Annotated in this window: 21 protein-coding genes; 12 read left to right on the forward strand and 9 right to left on the reverse strand. The window is 69.3% G+C overall.

Annotation, left to right across the window (positions count from 1 at the left end):
* Nucleotides 1–37: 37 nt before the first annotated feature.
* The 6 genes from ASF41_RS08045 (at nt 38) to ASF41_RS08070 (ending at nt 8,971) form a co-directional block, all read left to right on the forward strand.
* Nucleotides 38–1,804, forward strand: a complete 1,767-nt coding sequence (locus ASF41_RS08045; RefSeq protein ID WP_056216472.1) for a type I secretion system permease/ATPase — start codon at nt 38–40, stop codon at nt 1,802–1,804.
* The gene (locus ASF41_RS08050; RefSeq protein WP_056492225.1) at nt 1,801–5,055 is read left to right on the forward strand and encodes a cadherin-like domain-containing protein; all 3,255 of its coding nucleotides are present in this window, start codon (nt 1,801–1,803) and stop codon (nt 5,053–5,055) included. Before ASF41_RS08045 ends, ASF41_RS08050 begins: the two co-directional genes overlap by 4 nt.
* Nucleotides 5,056–5,079: 24 nt before the next feature.
* Nucleotides 5,080–6,426, forward strand: a complete 1,347-nt coding sequence (locus ASF41_RS08055; RefSeq protein WP_056271948.1) for an HlyD family type I secretion periplasmic adaptor subunit — start codon at nt 5,080–5,082, stop codon at nt 6,424–6,426.
* 167 nt (nt 6,427–6,593) lie between these two features.
* Entirely contained in the window at nt 6,594–7,133 is a 540-nt protein-coding gene (locus ASF41_RS08060) for a methanogen output domain 1-containing protein (protein ID WP_244479591.1), read from the forward strand.
* Nucleotides 7,134–7,149: 16 nt separating this feature from the next.
* Complete coding sequence (locus ASF41_RS08065; protein ID WP_244472527.1) at nt 7,150–8,304, forward strand: sensor histidine kinase; 1,155 nt, start codon at nt 7,150–7,152, stop codon at nt 8,302–8,304.
* Nucleotides 8,294–8,971: a response regulator transcription factor gene (locus tag ASF41_RS08070; protein WP_244472526.1), complete on the forward strand. Its 678-nt coding sequence runs from the start codon at nt 8,294–8,296 to the stop codon at nt 8,969–8,971. Before ASF41_RS08065 ends, ASF41_RS08070 begins: the two co-directional genes overlap by 11 nt.
* Before the next feature lie 254 nt (nt 8,972–9,225).
* Here ASF41_RS08070 and ASF41_RS08075 read toward each other — a convergent pair whose 3' ends face one another.
* Nucleotides 9,226–10,104, reverse strand: a complete 879-nt coding sequence (locus ASF41_RS08075) for a LysR family transcriptional regulator (protein WP_056492228.1) — start codon at nt 10,102–10,104, stop codon at nt 9,226–9,228.
* A gap of 203 nt (nt 10,105–10,307) precedes the next feature.
* Between ASF41_RS08075 and ASF41_RS08080 the strand changes: the two genes are divergently transcribed.
* From ASF41_RS08080 to ASF41_RS08095, 4 genes are all read left to right on the forward strand, one after another.
* A complete protein-coding gene (locus ASF41_RS08080) occupies nt 10,308–11,618 on the forward strand; it encodes a dicarboxylate/amino acid:cation symporter (RefSeq protein WP_056216510.1) in 1,311 nt (436 codons plus the stop codon).
* An 85-nt stretch (nt 11,619–11,703) separates the two neighbouring features.
* Nucleotides 11,704–12,465: a bifunctional allantoicase/(S)-ureidoglycine aminohydrolase gene (locus tag ASF41_RS08085; protein WP_056492231.1), complete on the forward strand. Its 762-nt coding sequence runs from the start codon at nt 11,704–11,706 to the stop codon at nt 12,463–12,465.
* A 392-nt stretch (nt 12,466–12,857) separates the two neighbouring features.
* Complete coding sequence (locus ASF41_RS08090) at nt 12,858–15,020, forward strand: malate synthase G (protein WP_056492234.1); 2,163 nt, start codon at nt 12,858–12,860, stop codon at nt 15,018–15,020.
* Between the two features lie 106 nt (nt 15,021–15,126).
* Nucleotides 15,127–16,716, forward strand: a complete 1,590-nt coding sequence (locus ASF41_RS08095; RefSeq protein ID WP_056492237.1) for an alkaline phosphatase — start codon at nt 15,127–15,129, stop codon at nt 16,714–16,716.
* Between the two features lie 54 nt (nt 16,717–16,770).
* Here ASF41_RS08095 and ASF41_RS08100 read toward each other — a convergent pair whose 3' ends face one another.
* From ASF41_RS08100 to ASF41_RS08130, 8 genes are all read right to left on the reverse strand, one after another.
* Nucleotides 16,771–18,285, reverse strand: a complete 1,515-nt coding sequence (locus tag ASF41_RS08100) for an ABC transporter ATP-binding protein (protein WP_244472547.1) — start codon at nt 18,283–18,285, stop codon at nt 16,771–16,773.
* 117 nt (nt 18,286–18,402) lie between these two features.
* On the reverse strand, nt 18,403–19,161 hold the full coding sequence (locus tag ASF41_RS08105; RefSeq protein ID WP_082504174.1) for a cysteine hydrolase family protein: 759 nt from the start codon (nt 19,159–19,161) through the stop codon (nt 18,403–18,405).
* Entirely contained in the window at nt 19,158–20,186 is a 1,029-nt protein-coding gene (locus tag ASF41_RS08110; RefSeq protein ID WP_056492240.1) for a formamidase, read from the reverse strand. Before ASF41_RS08110 ends, ASF41_RS08105 begins: the two co-directional genes overlap by 4 nt.
* A 23-nt stretch (nt 20,187–20,209) precedes the next feature.
* On the reverse strand, nt 20,210–21,130 hold the full coding sequence (locus ASF41_RS08115) for an ABC transporter permease (RefSeq protein WP_056216489.1): 921 nt from the start codon (nt 21,128–21,130) through the stop codon (nt 20,210–20,212).
* Between the two features lie 40 nt (nt 21,131–21,170).
* Nucleotides 21,171–22,295, reverse strand: a complete 1,125-nt coding sequence (locus tag ASF41_RS08120) for an ABC transporter permease (protein WP_056492243.1) — start codon at nt 22,293–22,295, stop codon at nt 21,171–21,173.
* Between the two features lie 69 nt (nt 22,296–22,364).
* Nucleotides 22,365–23,486, reverse strand: a complete 1,122-nt coding sequence (locus ASF41_RS08125) for a BMP family ABC transporter substrate-binding protein (RefSeq protein WP_056492246.1) — start codon at nt 23,484–23,486, stop codon at nt 22,365–22,367.
* A 264-nt stretch (nt 23,487–23,750) separates the two neighbouring features.
* A complete protein-coding gene (locus tag ASF41_RS23605) occupies nt 23,751–24,050 on the reverse strand; it encodes a GCG_CRPN prefix-to-repeats domain-containing protein (protein WP_056216496.1) in 300 nt (99 codons plus the stop codon).
* A gap of 866 nt (nt 24,051–24,916) precedes the next feature.
* The gene (locus tag ASF41_RS08130) at nt 24,917–25,507 is read right to left on the reverse strand and encodes a sigma-70 family RNA polymerase sigma factor (protein ID WP_244472524.1); all 591 of its coding nucleotides are present in this window, start codon (nt 25,505–25,507) and stop codon (nt 24,917–24,919) included.
* Between the two features lie 599 nt (nt 25,508–26,106).
* Between ASF41_RS08130 and ASF41_RS08135 the strand changes: the two genes are divergently transcribed.
* Nucleotides 26,107–26,307, forward strand: coding sequence for a CsbD family protein (locus tag ASF41_RS08135; protein ID WP_056492249.1), 201 nt, complete (start codon nt 26,107–26,109; stop codon nt 26,305–26,307).
* Between the two features lie 57 nt (nt 26,308–26,364).
* Nucleotides 26,365–26,529: CsbD family protein (locus tag ASF41_RS08140; protein WP_156653236.1), on the forward strand; the 165-nt coding region annotated here is incomplete at its 3' end.

The raw sequence follows: 26,529 nt of genomic DNA on the forward strand, positions 1-26,529 counted from the left end.
CCCCTCCCGCCCAACCGCGCTCATGGGGGATTGAGACATGCGTTCCAGGGATCAGAAGCAACTCGCCCAGAAGCGAAGCACAGAGGCGCTGACCCGGCATTTCGGGATGCCGTTCGTGTTCCTCGTCGCGATGTCGGGCATCATCAACATCCTCGCCCTGACCGGGTCGTTCTACATGCTCCAAGTCTACGACCGGGCGCTGCCGAGCGGCAGCCTGCCGACCCTCGTCGGGCTCTCGACGCTTGCCATCGGCCTCTACGTCTTCCAGGGCCTGTTCGACGTCCTGCGCCAGCAGATCCTCGTGCGGATCGGGGCGCAGCTCGACCGCCGGATCGCGCCCCTGGCGCAGCGTGTCTCCATCGACATGCCGCGCTTCGGTTTCTCCACCGCGGAGGCGATGGAACGCAGCCGGGACGTCGACACGGTCCGCGGCTTCCTGGGAAGCCCGGGGCTCGTGGCGCTCTTCGACCTGCCCTGGACGCCGGTCTTCCTCGTCTTCGTCTACATGCTCCACCCCTGGCTCGGGGCACTCACCGTCGCCGGCGCCGCCCTCCTCACCCTCCTCACCATCCTCACCGAACTGCTGACCCGGCGGTGGACGGGGGCGACCCAGCAGGCCGTGGTGGCCCGCAATGCCATCGCCGACTCGAACGCCCGCAACGCCGACGTCCTGAAGGCGATGGGGTTCGCGGAGCGGGCCGTCGACCGATACCGCCTCGCCAACAACGAGCACCTGGAACTCCAGACCCGGACGACGGACATCACCGGAACCTTCGCCGCCATCTCTCGCGTCCTGCGCATGATCCTGCAATCGGCCGTGCTGGGGCTCGGGGCCTACCTCGTCATCGGCGGCGAGCTCTCCGCAGGGTCCATCATCGCGGCATCCATCACCTCGGCCCGCGCCCTGGCCCCCATCGACCAGACCGTGGGCAACTGGAAGGGCATCGCCGTGGCCCGCAAGGCCTTCGGGCGGCTGACGGAGACCCTCGTGGCCCTGTCCGGCCTCGACCGGCCGATGCCGTTGCCGATGCCGCACTCGTCCCTCCGCGTGGGGTCGATCACGGTGGCGGCGCCCGGCTCGGGGCGGGTACTGCTGTCGGACGTCGCGTTCGAGCTCCAGGCGGGCCAGGCGCTGGGCGTCATCGGCCCCAGCGGCGGCGGCAAGACCACCCTGAGCCGGGCCCTGACGGGCATCTGGCCCCTCCTGCGCGGCGGCATCCGCCTCGACGGGGCCGACCTGTCGCAATGGGACGAGGACAGCCTCGGCCGCATCATCGGCTACCTGCCCCAGGAGGTCTGCCTGATGGACGCGACGGTCGAGGAGAACATCTCCCGCCTGGCGCAGGATGCCGATCCGGCCCTGGTCGTCGCCGCCGCCCGCGCCGCGGGTGTCCACGAGATGATCCTGCGGTTGCCCGACGGCTACCGCACCGAACTCGGCCCGTTCGGGACCGCCCTGTCCGGCGGCCAGCGCCAGCGCATCGCCCTCGCGCGGGCGTTGTACGGCAACCCCTTCCTGCTCGTGCTCGACGAGCCGAACTCCAACCTCGACGGCGAGGGCGAGGCGGCCCTGGCCGCCGCCATCCAGGGCGTGCGCGCCCGCGGCGGCATCGCGGTGGTGATCGCGCACCGACCGAGCGTGCTGGCGGCCGTCGATACCATCGCGGTCGTCCAGGACGGCAAGCTGACCGCCTTCGGGCCCAAGGAAGCCATTCTCGGCAAGGCCGTGCGCGACGCATCGGCCGGTGCCGATCCGGCCAAGATCGCAAGGGAGCGCTCCGTCATGGAGCGGGTGCCGGCATGATCATCGAGACGAAGGGCACGAAGACCGGCGAAGCCTCCCAGACCGGAGCGCAGAAGTACGCGCTGAAGGAAGCCGGCAAGTCGTCGACCACGCCCTACTACCTGGCCCTCGCGGTCGCTGCCGTGGCCGGATACCTGAAGTCCCTGTTCCACACCTCGGTTCATGCCGAGGTCGAGCCCAGCGCCGCCGGACACGAGACGAAGGCCGCACCCAAGCTCGTCGTCATGGCCTCGTCGGACGTGGATCCGGGCGAGACACCCGACGAGCATCACCTGCTGGGGTCATCCGGGGTCGTGCCCCAAACGGAGATGCCCTCACCGGAGTACGATGCCACCCACCTCCAAGCGCATACGCTCCATTTCGCCCGGCACGACCCCCAGCCGAACCTCAACGACTTCAAGGCGTCACCCGTCATCCCACGCCCCATCAACGACAATGCCGACCGGGCCCCCGGCGTCCGCGGCGGCGGCGGCGGCGGGGGCCGGGACAAGGACAATGGTGACGAGGGAGCGGGATCCGAAAACCTCGATGATCCCGCGACCCGACCGCCCGGCGGGTTGGGCGACACCGATGACCTTCCCGGCGGCGGCAGGGGCACGCCGTCGGACGCGGACCGTCCCGCGGGACAGGATACCGCCGGCCCCGGCAAGCAGACCAACGGCGGGGACAGGGGAAACGGCGCCGACAATCCTCCCGGGTCCGGCGACGACGCGGGGAACGGCGCCGGCGCCGTCACGCCTCGTCCAGCCTCGAACGATGACGGGGACGGCGCTGCAGGCCGGCGCAACCGTGCGCCGACCACCAACGGCGCGGTCTACCTCGCCGACATGGCCGCCTGCGCGCTGCTTCCCATCGCCCTGTCCGACCTGCTCCGAAACGTCGAGGATCCCGATGGCGACAGCCTCTCCGTCCGCAACGTCACGGTCTCCTCCGGGTCGCTGGCCCGCGACGGCGACGGCTGGGTGTACGACGCCGATGGCCTCGGTCCGGTCACCATCACGTACGAGGTCACGGATGGCGAACTCGCCGTCACCCAGACGGCGGTCTTCAACGTCGTCGAACACGAGCCGATGTTCGGCACGGACGGCGACGACCTCTTGCTCGGAACGCTGTGCGCGGACGAGATCGACGGCCGGGGTGGCAACGACAACATCGACGCCCGTGCCTCGGCCGACATCATCGATGGGGGCGCCGGGGACGACCACATCGTCGGCGGCGCCGGGGACGACGTGATCCTGGGCGGCGACGGGAACGACGTCGTGCTCGCGGGGACGGGGGCGGATCGGGTCTCGGGGGGAAACGGCAACGACCGCCTCTTCGGCGAGGAGGGCGACGACATCCTGTTGGGCGACGCCGGGGACGACCTGCTCGACGGCGGAGATGGCAGCGATATCCTCGTCGGAGGGATGGGGAGCGACTTGCTCCTCGGCGAGGTGGGCGATGATCGCCTCGACGGGTCGGAGGGGGCCGACGTCGCGTTCGGCGGCGCCGGGCGCGACGTCGTTTCCGGCGGCCTCGGGGACGACCGTCTGGAAGGGGGCGATGGCAACGACGTCCTCTCCGACGGGCAGGGGCGGGACGTAGCCTTGGGGCAAGACGGGGACGACGTCCTCGTGGCGTCCCTGGACGGCGAGGCCGACCGTTTCGACGGCGGCGAAGGGACGGATACGCTCGATCTGTCGAGCCTTGATACCGATGTCGTGGTCGACCTGGTCGCCGGCACGGCTATTGGTCAGGGGTCGGGACGCGACACGGTCGCGTCCGTCGAGGTTGTCCGGGCAGGATCGGGCGACGATGTCCTGACCGGGAGCTCGGTGGGCGAGGTCCTCCGCGGAGGAGCCGGACGGGACACGGTGTCGGGCGGGGCCGGCAACGATCTCGTCGACGGCGGAGCGGACAACGATACCCTCGCGGACGGGACGGGATCGGATACGGTTCTCGGAGGCTCAGGCGACGATATCGTCATGGCTGCGCGTGACGGAGATTCCGACCGCTTCGATGGAGGCGACGGGACAGACACGTTCGACGTTTCCACGACCGCATCCGGTGTTACGGTTGATCTCACCGCTGGTACCTCGGTGGCCGCCGAGACTGGCCATGACCTCCTCGTCTCGATCGAGGACGTCCGGGGCGGATCTGGTGCCGACACGCTGTCGGGGAGCGCAGCCGCCAACACCCTCTCCGGTGGCGCGGGCCGCGACCACGTTTCGGGCGGGGCCGGAAACGACGGGCTCGACGGGGGCGACGGCGACGACACGATTCTCGACGGGGACGGCCGCGACGTCGCGCTGGGCGGCACCGGCGATGACATCCTCATCGCATCGTCGGACGGTGAGGCCGACCGGTTCGACGGCGGTGTTGGTCTGGATACGCTCGACCTCTCCGGGACGCGGGCGGGCATCTCCGCCGACCTGCTCATAGGCATCGCGACCGGGGCCGAGACGGGACGGGACCTCCTCGATGGGCTGGAGGCGCTGATCGGTGGATCCGGCGACGATACCCTATCCGGCAGTGCCGGGAGCAACCGCCTGATTGGCGGAGATGGGGATGACCTTATTGCGGGACGCGGGGGCGACGATCTCCTCGATGGCGGCTCGGGTCGCGATACGCTCCGCGACGGAGCCGGGTGTGATACCCTACGCGCGGGCGCCGGCGACGATCGGATCATCCTCGCGTTGGATGGCGACGACGACCATGTCGATGGCGATGACGGCTCGGATACGCTGGACCTGAGCAGCGCGACCGGAGACCTGCTCGTCGATCTCGTCAATCATGTCATTTCGGGCACCGAGCTCGGAGAGGACAGGGTCGATTCCATTGAACGCATCGTAGCCGGATCGGGTGACGACCGCTTCATCATCGGCGACGACGATGTCGTGCTCACGGGCGGCGGCGGCAACGACGGCTACGGGTTCCACCCGCGCTCCGGGATCTCGGAGGCAACCCGTTCCGTCGAGATCACCGACTTCTCAGTCGGGGATTACGTCGACCTTCTGAGATGGTCCTTCTTCGAGAACGGGTCGGGCGTCGTCGGCCACTCGCTGTCCGAGGCGATGGACCGCAACGACGGCACCGTGTCGGGCATCCGCTACCGGGCCGCGCTCTTCGACGAGGGCGACGTGACCGTCATCTCGGCCGACCTCGACGGGAACGACTCCTTCGAGACGACCCTCGTCCTCGACGGCCACCACACCCTGCTCTTCGTCGAGAAGCCGACGGCCGCGTCACCGGCCAACACACCCATCCATTGATCCATCCATCGAAGGGACCGGACCATGAGTACGCGAACCATCGGTGTCCATCGCCCCAGGCCTCTCGACGGGATCGACCATGGGACGGACCCCTCCTTCTCCGTCATCCCCCGTATCGCCCTCGGGTTCGCGCTGGGCGTGAGCCTCCTGATCGGGGTGGGAGGATGGGCCGCGACGACCGACCTCAACGGCGCCATCATGGCACCGGGCGCGGTCACCGTCGATCAGAACGCCAAGGCGGTCCAGCACAGGGACGGGGGGGTCGTCGGCGCCATCCTTGTCCGAGACGGGCAGGCCGTGACGGCCGGTCAGATCCTCATCCGCATCGACGACGCCCAGACACGGGCCGAACTGGCGATCGTCCGGGGGCAACTGGTGGAGTTGTCGGCCAAGAAGGCGCGCCTGCTGGCCGAACGGGACGGGCTTCGCGACATCGCCTTCCCCGCGAGCATATCGGACGGCGCCGCGGAGGCGCTGGCCATCCTTGATGGCGAGAGCCGCCTGTTCCGTGGCAACCTCGCCAGCCGCGACAGCCAGCGCCAGCAGTTGGAGTTGCAGATCGGTCAGGTGGCCGAGGAGGTCGCAGGCCTGGTCAAGCAGAAGGATGCCAAGCGGGACGAGCTCGCGATCCTCACGAGCGAGCACGGCAAGCTGCAGGGCCTCGTCGACAAGCACCTGTTCGAGAGTTCGAAGTTCCTGCCCATCAGCCGCGACCGGCACCGCCTGACCGGTGAACAGGGGTCGCTGGAAGCCTCCATCGCCCGGGCCAAGGTGCGCACGAGCGAGATCCGGGTCCAGCTTCTGGCCATCACGGATACCGCGCGCACCGAGGCCCAGAAGGAACTCAGCGTCGTCGATGCCAAGCTCGCGGAATTGGGCAATCGGCGCATCGCCTTGGAGGATCGGCTGACGCGGACCGAGATCCGCGCGCCGGCCACGGGCGTCCTGCACGAGCTGAAGGCCTTCACCGTCGGCGGCGTGGTCACGCCGGCGGACGTGCTCGCGACCGTCGTGCCCGCGGACGCCATGCTCCGGATCGAGGTTCGCATTTCTCCGGCGAGCATCGACCAGATCGGTGTCGGCCGTCCGGCCAAGCTGCGGTTCACCGCCTTCAACCAGAGGACGACCCCCGAACTCAAGGGAAAGCTGACCTATGTCTCGCCGTCGACGACCAAAGGCGGCAAGGACGATGCGTTCTACGTCGGGTACGTCGAGCTGAATGAGGGGGAGTTGAACCGTCTGGGCGAGAGAGCCCGCTTGGTGCCCGGCATGCCCGTGGAGGTCCACGTCGCGACCGAGGAGCGCACGGCCCTCTCCTACCTCGTGAAGCCGATCCAGGATCAGTTCACGCGCAGCTTCCGGGAGAGATGACAACACATATGATGCAGATGACTGCATATTCCGCCTCGATCTTCAATCGAGTCAGAATATGACGGAAAATATGTCATCCCTCGGTATTCCTACCGACTAAGACTTAGTGGTTTCGCTGCATCGATGTGCTACGAAGGTGGCAATAAGTCTGGAGGGGGAGGCCGCCGATGTGCCGAGAAGCCGTTGGCATCCCGGATTTCGAGAACGCACCGATTGGCATCGACCGAGAGGATTTCCTCGGCATGGTTTTCGGTGCCTTCGCCGGCGCCCTGGAGGATACCGTCGGCAGGTCGGAGGCCAGTGGCTTCATCGCCCTGGTCGGCATGGCCGTCTCGGAAGAGATCAAGGCGCGATACCTTCGGGTGGCGGGCCCCCGTCGGCTGGACCTCTTCGCCACCGTGGACGCCATGATCGACCTCAAGCGACGCCTGGGCGGAGATTTCTACGTCATCGAGACGACGCCCCGGCGCATCGTGCTCGGCAACCGACGCTGCCCGTTCGGCGACCTGGTGAAGAGGTCCCCCTCGATGTGCATGGTGACCTCGAACGTCTTTGGTCACATGGTTGCGGAGAGCCAAGGATATGGGCGAATCACGCTTGCAGATACCATCGCCCGCGGCGGCACGGGCTGCCGGATCGTCATTGACCTCGACCCTGATGCCCCCGACGAGGGAGGACAGGACTACTTCGGGACGGGTGACGTCTAGGTCCGACTTCGAGGCCTTGTTCGAGTTCGTCCCCGCCCCAATGCTCATCGTTTGGCGAGGCGGGGAACTCCAAGCCGCCAACGCCTCGGCGCGCGAGGCGTTGGACGGTCTACGGATCGGCGACGTCCTACCCGTTCAGAAAGCCACCGAGGTGGAGTTCCGTCGCTATCTCGAGCGCTGCGCCTCCTCCTCCGCCACGTTGCCCGGAACGCTCTTCCTCCAATGCGAGGACGGAAGTCTCGAGCGCCATTCCTGCCATGGCACGCGCGCGCGATTGGGCGGTTTCGAGGGCGGCACGCTCGTCGTGCTGCATCTCGACGGGCTGGGGCTCGGCCGTCGGTTCGGGATCCTCGCCTCGAAGCTTTACGATGCCCGACGCGTCATGCTGGAACGCCGGCGGCGCACTCGGGAAATGCAGGCGTTGCTTCAGGAGCGAGAAGACCTGCTTGCTCGGCTTGAGGCGGACGCAGCCGCACGCGTGGGGGCCGAACGGGAACGCGACGAGGTGCTGACGCGGCTGTACCGCGCCGGGCAGGACGAGCGACGTCGGCTCGCGCGCGACCTTCATGATCATGCGGGCCAGCATCTGGTCGCCCTGAATTTCGGATTGCGACGTCTGCTGCCTTACCTCTCCAGCGACGATGCGCGCTCCGAACTCGACCGCCTCCTCGATCAAGCCCAGCAGGTGGGAGAGGCTCTGCGTCGCGTCACCCTGGAATTACGACCCGCGGCGCTCGACGAGTTCGGTTTCGTGACCGCGCTTCGCTACCTCGTGGAGGAGTGGAGCCGCACCACGCGCATCGCGACCGAGTTGCAGGTCAGCGGCAAGGAATTCCACCTGCCCGCCGAGCATGCCATCACGCTCTATCGCATCACGCAGGAGGCGCTCACCAACGTGGCCAAGCACGCGGGGCTGCCGAGCTACGTCTCGGTCGTCCTTCTGTTCAGCCCGGGACGCCTCACCCTCACGGTCGACGACGACGGCACGGGCTTCGAGGCCGACGACGCCTCGTCCCACTTGCTGGTCACCCAGGGCAAGCTCGGATTGATCGGGATGCGCGAACGCATGGCCCTCATCGGAGGCAGCCTGCAAGTCGAGTCCTCGCCCGGTCAGGGTACGTCCGTGGTCGCGCGGATACGCCTGGGGAGTGACGTCGACCATGATGCCTGATCGCGCCCCGATCCGCATCGTGCTTGCGGACGACCACCCCGTCTTCCGCCACGGGGTCGCCGACCTCCTCAGCAACACGGGCCTCGTCGAGATCGTCGCGTCGGTGGACGGCGGCACGGCGGCGGTGCAGGCCATCGCGGACCTATCCCCGGACATCGCCATCCTGGACCTTGCCATGCCCGACATGAACGGCGTCGCGGTGATCCGCACGCTCGTCGACCGCCGGAGCAGGACCCGGGCGATCATCCTGAGCGTGTACGAGAGCCGGGTCTATGTCGACCAAGCGTTCGAGGCCGGGGCCTGCGCCTACGTCCTGAAGCGCTCGGCCTTCCTGAACATCGTGCAGGCCGTCGAGGCCGTGCGCGCCGGCGGGACCTACGTCGACCCGCTCCTTCCCGGGCACGGCTCCGCCCACCCAAGCCCGGTCGCCTGGACCCACGCCCACGAAGGCAAGTCCTCGCTCACGGAACGGGAGCGGGAGATCCTGAAATCCGTGGCCTACGGCTACACCAGCAAGGAGATCGGATCCCAGGTCGGGGCAACGGCGAAGGCCATCGAAGCCCAGAAGGGGCGAGCATGCTGCAAGCTGGGCATCACCAGCCGCGCGCAGATCGTCCAGTTCGCCATCCTGCAAGGTTGGCTGCAGGGTGAGATTCCCGTCCGCTGAGATCCTTCTACGGTCGTTCGGGGCGGCCAGGCTCGGTGGGAAACTGAAGGTTGTTCGAGGCCGGGTCGGTCATCTTGGACCGGGCCTCGCGTACTCCCGGCTTCCTACCTGCCGCGGCGGTGAATTCGACGCCGTCATCCTCCAGGGCGCGGCGCACGGCCATGACCGTGTCGTGCCGGGGCCCGATGGCCGAACCCCGGTCCTCCGCACCTTCCCTCTCCACGCCCGATACTGCCAGCAGCGGCCTTCGCGAACTATGGTCTGGCGGAGCGAACACGGTCCAGGAAGTTGCCGATCAGAGGCCCGGCCTTCTCCCTCGGCCACAGGGCATAGACGTCGGCGTGGATCGGTTTCCCCCTGATGGGTTTGTAGACGACGTCCGCGTGCGCCAGGCGGGCGACGAATTCCGGAATGATGGCGATCCCGAGCCCCGTCGCGACGAGGCTCGTCAGTGAGGCGGCTTCGACGACCTGATGCGTGATGTCCGGGGTGAACCCGGCTTCGACGCAGCACTCCCAAAGATATTTCGCGAACAGCGAATCCGAGAGCCGCAGGAACACGAACCGCTCGCGGCTCAGATCGGCGAGGTCGATCGCCGCCGTCCTGGCCAGGCGGTGGCCTTTCGGCAGGACGAGGGTGACGGTCTCGCACCAGGCGCGTTCGCTGGCGAGGTCGAGGTCCTGGGGTGGGCTGCGCAGGAAACTGATGTCGGTCTGTCCAGCCTTCAGCATCGAGATCTGGCGGTCCGGCGACATTTCGTGGATCCGCAGATCGACGTCGGGATAGGTGACCGAGAAGTCGCGGATGGCGCGCCCGAGGGGGCCGGCCAGCATCGACCCCGTCAGGCCGACATTGACGATGCCGGCCGCGCCGTCACCGATGGCGCGCGCGCGTCCGATGGCTTCGCCGGACTTGTCCAGGATCTCGCGCGCCTGCGCGAGGAAGTCGGTACCTGCCCGCGTCAACGACACGCGACGCGTCGTCCGTTCGAACAGCGCGGTGCCGACCTCCGCTTCGAGATCGCGGATCTGCTGGCTCAGGGGCGGCTGAGCGACACCGAGGCTCTCGGCGGCGGCGGTGAAGCTGAGATGGCGGGCGACGGCCACGAAGTAGCGGAGATGCCGAAGTTCCATACGCTCAGTCATAGCGAGAAGATCTCAATCAAGACATATCAAATATTTGACGTCTAGATTCCCTGGCAACATGGTGCCGCCACGACGGGGGCACCCGAACGACTATGCAGGAAAATGCCAGCACGAATCCTGCAGAGCGGACGACACCGTGTCGAACCGGGGTGTCGGGACACGGAACGGCGCGAAGAGGTACAGGCGTTATGATGAAGCGGTTCTTCGCGTCGTTGTTCGGGCAGGTTGTCGCCGCCCTGGTGCTCGGCATCGTCCTGGGCATGGTCTGGCCGAACTTTGCGGTCACGCTGAAGCCCCTCGGCGACGGCTTCATCAAGCTGATCAAGATGGCGATCGCACCGCTGGTCTTCGGCGTCGTCGTTCACGGCATCGTCGGCGCCGGCGACCTGCGGAAGGTCGGTCGCGTCGGGCTCAAGTCCCTGATCTACTTCGAGGCGGTGACGACCCTCGCCCTGGTACTCGGCCTCGTCCTCGCCTACGCGTTCGCCCCCGGCCACGGCATGAACGTCGATGTGGCGACCTTGGACGCGAAATCGATCGCCGGCTACACCGACCGGGTCGGTCAGGTCACGGGAACCGTCGACTTCCTGATGAAGCTCATTCCGACCACGTTGGTCGATGCCTTCGCCAAGGGCGATATCCTGCAGGTTCTCATCATCGCGATCCTGTTCGGCTCCGGCCTGTCCCTTCTGGGCGAGCGCGGCAAGCCGCTGGCCGACAGCCTGGAGCGCATCACGGAGGTTCTGTTCAAGATCATCGGCTTCATCGTCAGGCTCGCCCCGCTCGGCGTGCTCGGCGCCGTCGCCTTCACGGTGGGCAAGTACGGCGTTGGCTCGCTGAAGCAGCTCGGCCTGCTGGTGGTGCTGTTCTACGCGGGCGTGGCGTTCTTCGTCTTCGTGGTGCTCGGCGGCATCCTGCGCCTGGCCGGCTTCAGCATCCTCAAGCTGCTCGCCTACCTGCGCGAGGAACTGACCGTCGTGGCCGGCACCGCCTCCTCGGACTGCGTGCTGCCGCAGGTCATGCGCAAGCTGGAGCGCCTCGGCATCAAGGATTCGACCGTCGGCCTCGTGATCCCGACCGGATATTCGTTCAACCTCGATGCCTTCTCACTCTACCTGACCCTCGCCACGGTGTTCATCGCCCAGGCCACCAACACGGATCTCTCCTTCGGACACCTGATGCTGATCCTCGGCATCGCGCTCCTGACCTCGAAGGGCGCGCACGGGGTGCCCGGCTCGGCCATCGTCGTGCTGGCCGCCACCCTGTCGGCGGTCCCGGAGATTCCCGTCATCGGACTGGTGCTCGTGCTGTCGATCGATTGGTTCGTCGGCATCGCCCGCGCTCTCGGCAACCTGATCGGCAACTGCGTGGCGACGGTGGTGATCGCCGCATGGGAAGGCGACATCGACCGGGCGCAGGCCCGGCGTGTCCTCGATGGCCACGGTACGACGGACACGGCCGCGATCCTCGAGACGCCGATCGCGGAACCACGTTCGGCCTGACGCCCCCCGACACCTGCCCCATGCGGTGGCACGGCTGCCAAGCCGGGCTGCCGCCAGTCCAACCCGGATCATCGGAGACGCCTTCATGACCGCCTCGCCCKACAACCCGCCCTGCGGCGGCCTGCCGCCCCAGACCGCGCTGATGACCGGCAGGGCCGTGTTCACCGAGGCCTACGCCGTCATCCCCCGGGGCGTGATGTCCGAGACCTTCGCCCAGTACCTCGTCACCCTCGCCCCCGGCGGCGGCAGCGAGCGGCCCGAACCCGACCCCGAGGCCCAGGCCGTGCTGTTCGTCGTCGAGGGACAGGCCCGCCTCGTCCGCGACGGACAGGTCCACGCCCTCACCCCCGGCGCCTACGCCTACCTGCCCCCCGGCACCACCTGGAGCCTGCGCAACGACGGGGCCGGACCGACCCGCTTCCACTGGATCCGCAAGGCCTACACCCCCGTGCCCGGCCTCGAGGTGCCCCCCGCCTTCGTCACTCACGAGACCGCCGTCGCCCCCGTGCCCATGCCCGGCACCGACGGGGCCTGGGCCACCACCCGCTTCGTCGCCCCCGACGATCTGCGCCACGACATGCACGTCAACATCGTCGCCCTGCGCCCCGGCGCCTCGATCCCCTTCGAGGAGACCCACGTCATGGAGCACGGCCTCTTCATCCTCGAGGGCAAGGCCGTCTACCGCCTCAACCGGGACTGGGTCGAGGTCCAGGCCGGAGACTTCCTCTGGCTGCGCGCCTACTGCCCCCAGGCCTGCTACGCCGGAGGACCCGGACCCTTCCGATACCTCCTCTACAAGGACGTCAACCGGCACGCCCCCCTCTCACCCTTCCGGGGCCGGCGATGATCGGCGGAGGGCGGAGCGCGACGCGGCGCCCTCCCGCCCCTGGCTGACCCGGGCCCGCATCGTGCGCGCCCGTGCGGCGATCCGGACGATCGCCCGCCGCCCCCCCGAGCGCGCCTCTGCGCCCCGGGGCCGGGCGGGAGGCCCCGGGGCCGACAACCCACCGGGTTTGTCGATCTCGGTCGGCGCGTCTATTGCGTGGCCCTCCGGACACCGGCTCGGAGCTTTCCGCACCCCGGCGCGGGCGGCCCTCGCCGAGACGACGGTCGCAGGGACGTCGTCGGGCTTCGGGACGCCCTGCGCGAGAACTCGAGACCGGGCGTTCGACATCGGTGGGTTGGCGACGACCGCGGCCGGTGGCATTCCAGCGCAAACCTTCCGTGAATGGATCGAAGATGGATCGAATGGATATCGGCGGCCTCGCCGTCGCCCGCGTGCTGTACGATTTCGTCGCGGAGGAGGCCCTGCCCGGGACCGGCATCTCGCCCGAGGTGTTCTGGGGCGGCCTCGGCGCGATCGTGCGCGACCTGACGCCGAAGAACCGGGCCCTGCTGGCCAAGCGCGACACGCTCCAGGGGCAGATCGACGCCTGGCACCGGGAGCGGGCCGGCAAGCCGTTCGATCCGGCGGCCTACAAGGCGTACCTGAAGGACATCGGCTATCTCCTGCCCGATCCGGGACCGGTGGCGGTGCGGACGGAGAACGTCGATGACGAGATCGCCCGCATCGCCGGGCCGCAGCTCGTCGTGCCGGTCTCGAACGCCCGCTACGCCCTCAACGCCGCCAATGCCCGCTGGGGCTCGCTCTACGATGCCCTCTACGGCACCGACGCGGTCTCGGAGGAGGGCGGCGCGATCCGCAGCGGCGGCTACAACCGCGCCCGCGGCGCCCGGGTCGTGACCCGCGCCCGCAGCTACCTCGACCGCTTCGTGCCGCTGGCCGGCGGCCGCCATGCCGACGTGGTCACCTATGCGGTCGAGCAGGGCGGGCTCGTCGGCAACATGAACACCGGAGAGACCGTCCCGCTCGCGCGACCGGATCTCTTCGTGGGCTATCGCGGCCGGGCCAGCATGCCCGCCTCCCTGCTCCTGCGGCACCACGGGCTGCACGTCGAGGTCGTCCTCGACCGGACGCATCGGATCGGTCGCTTCGATGCGTCCGGCGTCGCCGACATCCTGCTGGAATCGGCCGTCTCGACGATCATGGATCTCGAGGATTCCGTTGCCACGGTCGATGCCGACGACAAGGTCGTCGTCTACCGCAACTGGCTCGGCCTGATGAACGGGACCTTGACGGCCTCCCTCCACAAGGACGGCCGCACCCTGGAGCGGCGCCTCAACCCCGACCGGCACTACATCGCGCCGAACGGCGGCGAGGTGGTGGTACCGGGCCGCTCCCTGATGCTGGTGCGCAATGTCGGCCACCACATGGACACCGATGCGGTGCTCGACGCCGAGGGCCGCGAGATCCCCGAGGGCATGCTCGACGCCGCGGTCACCGCGATGATCGCGATCCACGATCTTAAGGGGGATTCCGGCCTGCGCAACAGCCGGCGCGGTTCGGTCTACATCGTCAAGCCGAAGATGCACGGGCCCGAGGAGGTCGCCTTCGCGGTCGAACTGTTCGGACGCGTGGAGGCCATGCTGGGTCTCGACGCGAACACCCTCAAGATGGGCATCATGGACGAGGAGCGCCGCACCACGGTCAACCTCGCCGCCTGCATCGCGGCCGCGGCCGAGCGGGTCGTATTCATCAACACGGGCTTCCTCGACCGCACGGGGGACGAGATCCACACCGCGATGGAGGCCGGCCCGGTCATTCGCAAGAACGACATGAAGGCGACGCCCTGGATCAAGGGCTACGAGGAGAACAACGTAGATGTCGGCCTCGTCTGCGGCCTGCTCGACCGGGCGCAGATCGGCAAGGGCATGTGGGCGGCCCCCGACGCCATGGCCGACATGCTGATGCAGAAGGGCGCCCACCCCAAGGCGGGCGCGAGCACGGCCTGGGTGCCGTCGCCCACCGCCGCGACCCTGCACGCGCTGCACTATCACGAGACCGACGTGCGGGCGCGGCAGGTGGAACTCGCCCGCCGGCCGCGCTCGGCCCTCGACGAGATCCTCGAGATCCCGCTGGCCCGGTCGAACTTCGCCCCCGACGACGTGGCCCAGGAGATCGACAACAACGTCCAGGGCATCCTCGGCTACGTCGTCCGCTGGATCGACCAGGGGGTGGGCTGCTCGAAGGTGCCGGACATCCATGATGTCGGGCTGATGGAGGACCGGGCGACCTTGCGGATCTCGTCGCAGCACATCGCGAACTGGCTCCATCACGGCGTCGTCAGCGAGGAGCAGGTGATGACGGCGCTCAAGCGGATGGCGAAGGTGGTCGATCGCCAGAACGCCGGCGATCCGCTCTACCGCCCCATGGCCCCGGACTACGACGGCCCGGCCTTCCAGGCAGCCAGCGACCTCGTCTTCAAGGGCCGCGCGCAGCCGAACGGCTACACGGAATGGATCCTCACCGAGCGCCGCCGCGCCGCGAAGGCGGCCCGCTAGACCGGCATCGGATCCACGCGAACCGGGTTAGGGACGGCGCGGGCAGCGTCGTCAGGGCGTCAGACAGATGCGCCATAGCGGAGCCTCCGGAAGGGAGTCCGCCGCCATGTCCGCCTCGTCCCGTTCCAGCCTGCCCCGTCGTCCGTTCCTGACCGGGGCCGCCGCCGGCCTCGTCGGTCTCGGCACCGGCGTCGTCCGGCCCGGCCTCAGCCGGGCCGCGGACCGCCCGGTCCTCACCCACGGTCTGCAATCCGGTGACGTCGACGGCACCTCCGCCGTGGTCTGGGCCCGGGCCGACCGCCCCTGCCGGGCGATGATCGCGTGGTCGACGACGGAAAGCTTTGCGGACATTCGCGGCGGCATCTTCGCCGATGCCCTGCCGGCGAGCGACGGCACCGTGAAGGTCGCCCTGACGGACCTGCCGCCGGGCCAGGACGTGTTCTACCGGGTCCGCCTGCAGGATCTCGCCGCGCCGACGATCCTCGGGGCGCCGCAGGTCGGGCGCTTCCGCACGGCGCCCGCCGAGCGCCGCTCGGTCTCGTTCTGCTGGTCCGGCGACACGGCCGGCCAGGGCTGGGGCATCGACGAGGCCCGGGGCGGGATGACGATCTACGCGGCCATGCTGCGCAACCGGCCGGACTTCTTCCTGCATTCCGGCGACACGATCTACGCCGACGGACCGATCGTACCGGAGGTGCGCCTGCCCGACGGCACCCTCTGGCGCAACCGCGTGACCGAGGCGGTGGCGAAGCCGGCCGAGACCCTGGAAGAGTTTCGCGGACGCTACCGCTACAACCTCACCGACGCGAACGTGCTGGCGATGAACGCCGAGATCCCGATCTTCGCACAGTGGGACGATCACGAGGTCACCAACAACTGGTGGCCGGGCGAGCCCCTGACCCGGGCCGAACACCTGCGGAAGGCCTATCGCGACCCGAACGTGCTGGCGCTCCAGGTCCGCGCCGCGCGCGCCTTCCACGAATACATGCCGATGCGCTTCGCGCCCTCGGAGCCCGGCCGCGTCTACCGCAAGATCTCGCATGGGCCGCTGGTCGACGTGTTCCTGCTCGACATGCGCTCCTATCGCGGGCCGAACGGCGAGAACCGGCAGACCACCTACGGACCGGAGGCTCACTTCCTCGGCCCGGCGCAGGTCGCCTGGCTCAAGCGCGCGCTCCTCGCCTCCCGCGCGACCTGGAAGGTGATCGCGGCCGACATGCCGATCGGGCTCGTCGTCCCCTACGATTCTCAGCCGCCCTTCGGGTCGGAGGCCGTCGCGCAGGGCGACGGGCCGCCGCTGGGCCGGGAACTCGAGATCGCCGACCTCCTGCGCTTCCTGCGGGATGCGGGCATCCGCAACACGGTCTGGCTGACGGCGGACGTGCACTACGCGGCGGCGCATTACTACGATCCGAACCGGGCGCGATTTCAGGAGTTCGAGCCGTTCTGGGAGTTCGTCGCAGGCCCGCTGCATGCCGGGACCTTCGGTCCCAACGCCCTCGACGACACCTTCGGGCCCCAGCTGCGCTTCGCGAAGGCCCCCCCGCCGGGCCAGACCAACCTCTCGCCCGCCGCGGGCTACCAGTTCTTCGGCCATGTCGCGGTCGAGGGCGCGACGGAGCAGATGACCGTCACCCTGAAGGACGCCGCCGATACCGCGCTCTGGTCGGTCACCCTCGACCCCGTGCGGACCTAGCCTGCCGGACCGGACACGCCCGGCAGCGTCGGTCCGACACGTCCGTCCCACCCCTCAGTGATGCCCCGCCATGTGGCGACCGATGCTGCGGGCGTCGGCCTCGGCGCGACTCACCGCGTGCACGATGCGGCCGTCGGACATCACCACGATGCGGTCCGAGAGTTCCAGGATCTCGTCGAGATCCTCGCTGATCAGCAGGACCGCCGCCCCGGCGTTGCGGGCCGCCAGGATCCGGGCCCGGATCTCGGCGACGGCGGTGAAGTCGAGCCCGAAGCAGGGATTGGCGACGACGAGGAGGTCGACCGGGTCGGTGAGTTCGCGCGCCAGCACGGCCCGCTGCACGTTCCCGCCGGACAGGGTGGCGATCGGCGCCTCGGCGGAGGCGGTCTTCACCCCGAAGCGCGCGATGAGGTCCCGGGCGCGGCGGCGCATGGCGCCGGTGTCGAGCCAGACGGTCGGCCGCCCCGGGACCGCGCCCCCCTCGGAGGCGCCACGCTCCGCGCGCCGGTCGAAGGCCCGGAAGGCCAGGTTCTCCGCGACCGACATGCGCGGCGCGCAGGCATTGCGCAGCGGCTCCTCCGGGATGACGCGGACCCGCCGCGCCCGGCTCTGCGCGCGCCGTCCGTCATAGGCCTCGCCCCCGACCTCCACCCGGCCAGCGGCCGCCCGGATCTGGCCGCCGAGCACGTCGGCGAGTTCCTTCTGGCCATTGCCCGAGACCCCGGCGACGCCGACGATCTCGCGGGCCTGCACCGCGAGGGCGTCGACGGCGAGGTGACGCAGGCCGGAGGCATCGGTGGCGCGCAGATCCGCGATGCGCAGGACGACCCGGTCCGGGTCAGGCCGACCGACGCGGTTGGGGGCGGCGCGCACCGGGCGGGCGCCCATCATCATCGCCGCCATGTCGTCCCGGCTGAGTTCGCCGACCCGTCCGCCGCCCGCGAGCGTGCCGCGGCGCAGGACGCTGACGCTGCGGGCGAACGCCTCGACCTCGCGGAACTTGTGGCTGATCATCAGCACCGTCAGCTCGCGCCGGTCCGCCATGGCGCGCAGGAGGCCCAGCACCTCCTCGGCCTCCGCCGGCGTCAGCACCGAGGTCGGCTCGTCGAGGATCAGGAACCGGGCCTTGAGGAAGAGCTGCTTGATGATCTCGAGCTTCTGCTTCTCCCCGGCCGCGAGCTCGGCCACCGGGCGTTCGAGGTTCAGCCGGAACGGCATCCGTTCCATGAAGGCGGCCAGCGCCGCACGCTCGGCGCGCCAGTCGATCACCGCCGGCACCCGGGGCCGGGCGATGACGAGATTCTCGAGGCCCGTCAGGGACGGCACCAGGGTGAAGTGCTGGTAGACCATGCCGAGGCCGCGGGCCTGGGCGCCCTTCGGATTGGTGATCGCGACCTCGCGGCCATCCACCAGGACGCTGCCCGCGCTCGGCGCGTAGAAGCCCATGATGCACTTCACCAGGGTCGACTTGCCCGCGCCGTTCTCGCCCAGCAGCGCGTGGAAGCCGCCCGCCTCGATCTTCATCGAGACGTCGTCGAGGGCCGCGAAGGTGCCGAAGCGCTTCGACATGCCGATGGTCTCGACCGCGATGGCACCGGGCGGCGGGGCCTCGGGCACCACCGCTGCCGCGTCTCCGTCCCGGGGCACCACGTTACGAACCGATTGCGGGAAGGGCACCATCGCGGATCATCCCATCGCCACCAGGAGGGCCTCGGAGGTCGCCACGGCGCCGAAGACGCCGCCCTGCATCGTCACCATCCTGAGGGCGGCCTCGTGGTTGCCCCGGTCGGTGGCCGCGCAGGCGTCGGAGACGATCACGCATTCGAAGCCGCGGTCGTTGGCCTCGCGCATCGTGGTGTGGACGCAGACATCCGTGGTGATCCCCGTGAGGATCAGGTTGCGGATGCCGCGCCGCCCGAGGATCAGCGCCAGGTCGGTGGCGCAGAACGAGCCCTTGCCGGGCTTGTCGATGACGGGCTCGCCGGGCATGGGCGCCAGTTCGGGGATGATCTCCCAGCCCGGCTCGCCCCGCACCAGCACGCGCCCGCAGGGCCCGGGATCGCCGATGCCGGCTCCGATCCGGCGCGAGCGCCAGCGCTTGTTCTCGGGCAGGTCCGCCAGGTCCGGGCGGTGGCCCTCGCGGGTGTGGATGACGGGGTAGCCGAGGCGCCGGGCCGCCGCGAGCAGGCGGCCGATCGGCTCGATCGGCGCCCGGGTCAGGCCGATATCGTAGCCCATGGCGTCGACGTAGCCGCCGGGACCGCAGAAATCGATCTGCATGTCGATGATGACGAGGGCGGTGTTGTCGGGCCTCAGTGCCCCGTCGAAGGGCCAGGGATAGGGCTCGGCGGCGGCGTAGCGCGCCGCGTCCACCGCCGTCGGGGCGAGGGGCGCCGCCGGCACGGTAAGGGGCGTCGCCGGCACGGTGAGGGGCGCCGCGCTCATTTCGCCGCCTCCCGGGCGTCCGGGGTCTGTCCGGCGCCGTAGGACCGGGTGGGCGCGGCGAACCCGCAGGAGGTGCCGTCCACGACCTTGACCCCGTCCTCCCACGGCAGGCGGTAGCGGCCGGCGGCGAGGTCCTGCATGTAGGTGTAGGGGCAGTCCCCGGCGCCGCCCTTCACGGCCGTGTAGCCGCGGTGTCCGAGCTGGTAGATGTTGTTCTCGACGCCCCAATGCAGGCGCGCCTCGCGCACGAGGTCGGGCCGGACCTCCGCCGTGATGATCTCGTCGACGCGCCCCGTGGTGCCGTGGGCGATGATCTGACCGTCGAAGTTGACGATCATGCCCTCGCCCATGGAATCGAACGAGCCATCCGAACCGCACAGGCAGACGTTGGCGGTGACCATCAGGTTGCAGAAGGCGTTCGACTGGTTGGTGAAGCGCCAGGACTCGCGGATCGGCGCCGTGTAGCCGGCCGTGCGGATCATGATCTCGGCGCCCTTGTAGGCGCATTCCCGGGCCATCTCGGGGAACATCCCGTCATGGCAGATGATGAGGGCGATCTTGGCCCCGCGCGGCCCCTCGATGACCGGGATGCCGATGTCGCCGGGCTCCCAGGGCTCGACGGGCACCCAAGGGTGCATCTTGCGGTAGGAGAGCTTCACCGCGCCGGTCTCGTCGATGATGATGCCGGTGTTGAACGGGTTCCCGTGCGGGTTGACCTCCATGAGGGAGAAGCAGCCCCAGATCCGGTTGTGGCGGCAGGCCTTCGCGAAGGCCGCGACCTCCGGGCCGTCCATCCGGCACAGGATGTCGGGGTTGGTGTCCATCGACAGGCCGTGAAGGGCGTATTCGGGGAAGACCACGAGGTCCATGGTGGCGAGGTTGCGCCGGGCCTTGCCGACCATGTCGACGATGCGCTGCGTCTGCGCGGCGAGGTCCGCCGGCGTGACCACGGTCGGCAGTTGCAGTTGCACCAGCCCGAGCACGACGCCGTTCGGGGATTTGTTGAGGCCGCCAAGTCCGTTCATTCGAATTACCTGATTGCTGAGGTTTACTTCGCCTGGCCGAGTTCGCCCGGCGCTCCCGCCAGGGCGTGGTTCGGCGACGAGGTGGCGATGAGGACGCCGAGGGTGAGGACGTAGGGCGCGGCGTAGAACAGGTAGTAGCCCTGCGAGACCCCCACCGACTGGAGCGCCGGGCCGAGGGCCCCGGCCCCGCCGAACAGCAGCGCCGCGCCGAAGCAGGCCAGGGGGTTCCAGCGGGCGAAGACCACGAGGGCGACGGCCATCAGGCCCTGCCCGGAGGAGATGCCCTCGTTCCACGAGCCCGGATAATAGAGCGACAGGTAGGCGCCCCCGATGCCGGCGAGCACCCCGCCGGCTCCGGTCGCCAGCAGCCGGACACGGTCGACGTCGTAGCCCATGGCCCGGGCCGCCTCGGCGCTGTCGCCGACGATGCGGACCACGAGGCCGGTGCGGGTGTTGCGGAACCCCCACCACAGGACGAGGCTGAGCACCGCCCCGATCAGGAACAGCACGTTGACCTGGAGGGCGGCGCGGATCTGGGGCAGGTCGGACCAGTTGCCGAAGGGGATCGCCGGCAGCTGCGGCGCCGAGGGCTGGATGAAGGCCTTGCCGAAGAAGAAGGCGAGGCCCGAGCCGAACAGCATCAGGGCGATGCCGAGCGCCACGTCGTTGACCCGCGGCAGCCGGCAGATCCAGCCATGGACGAGGCCGAACAGCCCCCCCGCCGCGCCCGCCACCGCGACGCCGGCCCAGGCCGAGCCGGTCAGCACCGCCGTGGCGTAGGCCGACATCGCCCCGAACACCAGGGTGCCCTCAAGGCCGAGATTGATCCGGCCCGAGCGCTCCGTGATCGTCTCGCCGAGGCTGACGAAGAGGAACGGCGTCGAGACCCGGATGGCCCCGCCGATCACCGCGATGAGGACGTTCCAGAGGCCGAGGTCACTCATGCGCGGTCACTCATGCGAGGTCACTCATGGCCGAGGTCACTCATGGCGCGGCCTGGCCCGCGGCGGCGCGCTTCTCGCCCCAGAGATGCGGACTGAACGGCTTGAAGCGTCCGTACAGCGTCTCGCCCACGAGGACGAGGAGGAAGAGCAGGCCCTCCAGCAGCAGGATGGTGGCGTCCGGCAGGTGCAGGCGGCGCTGGATCAGGCCGCTCGACGCCTCGATCCCGCCGAGCAGGAAGGCGACGGGCGGGATCGCCAGGGGGTTCTGGCGGGCCAGGAACGCGACGAGGATACCGGTATAGCCGTAGCCCGCGATCAGCGACGCGTTGGCGTTGCCGTGGACGGCCGCGACCTCGAAGAATCCGGCCAGGGCCGCCAGCGCCCCCCCGAGGGCGGTGAATCCGGCGATCAGGCGCCCGACCGGCAGGCCCTGGATCTGGGCCGCACGCACGTTGCCGCCGGCGATGCGGGCGGCGAAGCCCAGGGTGGTGCGCTCGGTCAGGAGCCAGGCGAGGAGGCAGGCCACAACCCCGACGCCGAGGCCCCAATGCACCTCCAGGCCCGGCATCGGGCCGACCCGGAAGGCCTCGTCGATGGTCCGGGTCGACGGCTTGTTGAGGCTGCCGGGATCGCGCAGCAGGCCCTCGATCAGGTGGTTGGCGAGCGCGATGGCGATGTAGGACATCAGCAGGCTGGCGATGGTCTCGTTGACGCCGCGCCAGGCCCGCAGGGCGCCCACCGCCCCGAGCCAGAGCGCCCCGGTCAGGAAGGCGGCCAGCGCCATGGCGGCGATGCCGAGGCCGGAGGCTGCGCCCGACAGGGGCGCGGCCACAGCCGCCGCGGCGAGGCCGCCGAGCACGATCGCGCCCTCGCCGCCGATGACCACGAGGCCGAGGCGGGCGGGCAGGGCCACGCAGAGGGCCGCGAACAGCAGGGGCGCGGCGCGCTGGAGGCTGTTCTGCAGGGCGAAGGCGGACCCGAAGCCGCCCCGGTAGACGAGGTCGAGGAAGGCCGCCGGCGATTTGCCGAGGCTGAGGAGGAACAGGCTGAACAGGCCGAAGCCGAGGGCGAGCGCCCCGAGCGGGATGGCGAGCGCCTCCGCCCGGCGCGCGCCCCAAGCTCGCAGGGGCAGGCTGGCCGAGGGGCGCGACCCTGCCACGACCATGTCCGACGGAGCAGTCTCGGCAACCACGGCTCTTCCTCCCGCTGGTGGCGTGCGTGACGGACGCGTCCCTCAGGCCGAGCCCTTCACGCCCTCGACGAGGTAGCCGGTGCTCTCGAGTTCGGGCGCGTTCTCGGCAAAACCCTTGCCGGCCTCGGCGATCGCGTTGCCCTTGTTGTCCTTGAGCGGCCCCCGGATGATGGCGAACCCGCCCTTCATCATCTCGGCCTTGACCGCATCCGCGTTCTTGCGCGCCGACTCCGAGACGGCAGGGCCGTAGGGGCTCATCCGGACGAAACCGTCCGCCAGACCGCCGCGCAGGAAATTCGGGGGCGCCTTGCCCGCCTGCATGTCGGCGACGAAGCCCTTGTAGATCGGGGCCCAGTCCCACTCGGCGCCGGTGAGGTACCGGTCCTTGGCGAGGGCCGACTGGTCGGCATGGTAGCCGCAGACGTAGGCGCCGCGCCGGGCGGCGGTCTCCACCGTCACCTTCGGGCTGTCGACGTGGCAGGTGATGACGTCGGCGCCGCCATCGATCAGCGCGTTGGTGGCCTCCGCCTCCTTCACCGCCAGCGACCACTCGCCGGTGAAGATGACCTGGCAGGTGATCGACGGGTCGACGCTGCGGGCGCCGAGCAGGAAGCCGTTGATGTTGTTGAGGACTTGGGGGATCGGCTTGGCCGCCACGAAGCCGAGCTTCTTCGACTTCGTGGCGTGCGCCGCCACGATGCCGTTCAGGTACTGGCCCTGCGCGATGTAGCCGAAATAGGAGCCGGCGTTCTTCGGGTTCGCCTCGGTCCAGAGGCCGCCGCAATGGCGGAACTGCACTGTCGGGTTCTTCCTGGCCTCGATCAGCACGTGGGGATCGAAGTACCCGAAGGAGGTCGGCAGGAGCAGGCTCGCCCCGTCCATGTTGATCATGCTCTCCATGGTCTTCTGGACGTCGTTGGTCTCGCGGACGTTCTCCTCCTCGACCACCTCGACCCCGGGCAGCCCCTTCAGGGCCGCCGCGCCCTTCGCATGGGCCTGGTTGTAGCCGTAATCGTCCTTGGGGCCGACATAGATGACGCCGACGGTCATCGGCCCGGCCGCCCGGGCGCCCGTCGACGCCAGGGCCGAGAGGCCGAGAACGGCGGTGCCGCCCAGGAGGGTTCTGCGCGAGATCGACTGATGAGCCACGGGGCCTCGTTCCATCGTTTGGCGAGCGATGGGGGAGACCATTGCAAGGTCTGGGCCGCAGTGCGGGCGCGCGGACCCTGGACTTTCCCATCAGGTCGGACGTCGGATGCCACCGTCCGGGCCAGGGCGACGGTGCTCCGATGGGCGACCCGGCCACGGCCCACGCATCCCCGCGGAGCGCGGCGGCACGTGTCCCATCGGGCATGCCGATGACGCCGGCCTTGGGAACGAAAAGGGCGCCCGGTTCGAACCGGGCGCCCAGCTCACGCCGACCGCGCCTTACCAGCGGTGATGCCAGCCCACGTGGCGGTAGCCGCCGTGCCAGCCCCAGGGCCGGTGATATCCGACGGGGCGGTAGCCGCCCCAGCGGTGCCACCGCGGGCCATACCAGCCGACGCGGCGGTAGCCGTAGACGATGGGGCGGGCCAGGATGGGGCGATAGATTACGTTCGGACGGCAATATCCGTAGTAGCCGCGATGCCCCCCGGGTCCACACCCGTCACGAGCCTCGGCGGCACCGACGGTCGCGGCCATCGTACCCAGTGCAAGAACGGCTGCGCCAGCAAGTTTCAGTCGCATTCGCATCTCCTCTGTTGCGGTAGCCTATAAACACACGCCCCGTCACGACGGTTGCGCACTTATAGCCTGGTATATGTTACGAATTGTATCTCCGCTCAGATCAGACCGGGCGCGCATCCGGCCGATCCCGATCGAAGACAGATCAGCGCCGGCCGACCGTCTCGTCAGCCGGTCCTGCGGGACGTCCCGCGGACAGAGCCCGTCACCGGTTCGGACAAATCCAGACACCGGTTCCCTCCGAGCCGCGCAGCCGGGCCTGGACGGCCGCGCGCGTCAGGCCGCGGCCGACGATGCGGCGCTCCGGGACGAGGCGGCATCGCGGGCAGGGTGTCGTCCGGGATGCGCTGAGGCCTGTCGGCATCGGCCATGCGACCTTCCGGTGCTTCTGCCATGATCGCTCGTCCCATGATCGCCGCAAGACGGTCTTCACGAAGCGTTGGAAGCGGCCTCGAACCCGGACGGGACCTTGGGGCCGGGCCTTGCGCCCGGAGTGGCGCGATGCCCGGCCCTGCGGCCATGCCGAACCTGATCGGGGGACTCATGAGGCCCGGCACAACGCTGCGAATATCTGGGACGCGACAGTTGTTACGTCGACGATCGGCGATGCCGTCGAGATATGCGCGCCATCGGCGTGCTCAATGGTGCAGACGCATCATTTTGCTCGGATTTTACCGGGTCAGATGCAGTTTTGTTGCTTGCTGTCCTCGGGCCGCGGATGAGGCATGATGCCGATGAGCCGCCGCGCCTCGCGAAGACGGCGGGACCCGGCGCCCCGGGTCGAAAGGCGAGGGGCCGGGCGATGGCCGCCTGGGCGCGCGCGCCGACGCGGTCGGGTTCGAACGGCGATGCGGAGGAGTCCGAGTCGCTCATGCCGCCCCCATGGCCTTGGCCAGGCGTTCGCGGGCGCGGCTGACGCGGCTCTTCACGGTGCCGGTCTGACATCCCAGGACGACCGCGGCCTCGTCGTAGAGCAATCCGTCGACCATCACGAGGAGCAGCGTCTCGCGGTGTTCGGCCGTCAGGCCGTTCAGGGCGGCCTGAAGCTCGATCAGTCCGACACGATGCTCCTGCTCGGGCTCCAGGCGCAGGGTCGCCGCGAAGGCACCGTCGACATCCTCGACCTCGCGGCGAAGCCGCTTGCGCTGATTGAGGAAGGTGTTCCGCAGGATCGTGAACAGCCAGGCGATCAGCCTGGTCCCCGGCTCGAACCGGGCCCGGTTCTCCCAGGCCCGCAGGAGGGTGGTCTGAACGAGGTCGTCGGCCTCGGCGGCGTTCTGGCACTGGGAGAAGGCATACCGGCGAAGCCGCGGAACGGCGGCGATCAGGTCGGTCCGGAACGGATCGGGCACCTGTCCGTCCGCCTGCGCCGCGGACAGGGCACTTCGCAGCCGAACCAGAACCTGACCGAGACGGGAATCCGCCGCGACGTCACCGGGGAACGGAACAATCTCGTTCAATCGCCGGCCGATCAGATCCTGAATCGGTCGTGGCAATCCCTGACCGTCCGAAGAGGATTTCGGCACTCTGACATCTGTCTGCACGGATGATCGCCCTTGGGTCTGGAACAGACGATGATGTGCTCGGCGCTGAAGAAGCCGAAGCCGCTGAAGGCTTGTGATTGGGCAATCACATTCACGTCAATGATCCAGATATACCAGACAATCGCGGATCGGACGCGGAACTGCCTTCCCACGCACTTGTTACGACCGGGACTTGGAAAGCGGCGCGGTGCGCCATGGGAGATCCAGTGACACTCGGCGTCGACACGCAGGACCACGTACGGACGAGGGCCGACCCGGAAGGGGTATGGAGCCCGGGGACGCGTGGCGGCCCAGGGATCTTCGTTGGGGAACGCGGCCTCCGTCGCGCTCGCCGCAACCCGGTTGGAACGTCGGCATCCAGGTAGATAAACCCGGTCTACCGGTACGCCTGCATCATTGATGGGGGTTCGTCCGGGACCATCTGTGGGTCCAGCGAACGGCCGCGACCTGCGCGGCGATGTCCCTCCCGCCCGTTGGCCCGCCGCGGCCCCGTCCATCCCATCCCTGAGGATCCCATGCGTCCCACCAAGCCCTCCGCACCCGGTTCGGCCCCCGCTTCGACCGACGCGGTCAAGGGCTCGGTCAAGGAAGCCATCGGGAAGCTGATCGGCGACCGGCAGGTCGAGGCCGAGGGTCGGTCCCAGCAGGAATCCCCCCTGTCCGACGGTCCCACGAAGACCCGCCCGAAGTCGGACAAGACTAACCCCAAACCCTAGCTTCGGCCGCGCGCCGCGCGACGAACCCCAGCCACGAACACAGCAAGGACAACCATCATGGTCGACACGGATCGCATCACGGGCGCCGCCAAGGAGCTCGGCGGCAAGGTTCAGGGAACGGTGGGCGATCTCACCGGCTCGAAGCGGGACTCGCTCGAGGGCCGTGCCCGCGAGGCGCAAGGCGCCGCCGAGACCCTCTACGGCCAGGCCAAGGACACCGTC

Source organism: Methylobacterium sp. Leaf111, from assembly GCF_001423285.1.
Taxonomy (GTDB): domain Bacteria; phylum Pseudomonadota; class Alphaproteobacteria; order Rhizobiales; family Beijerinckiaceae; genus Methylobacterium.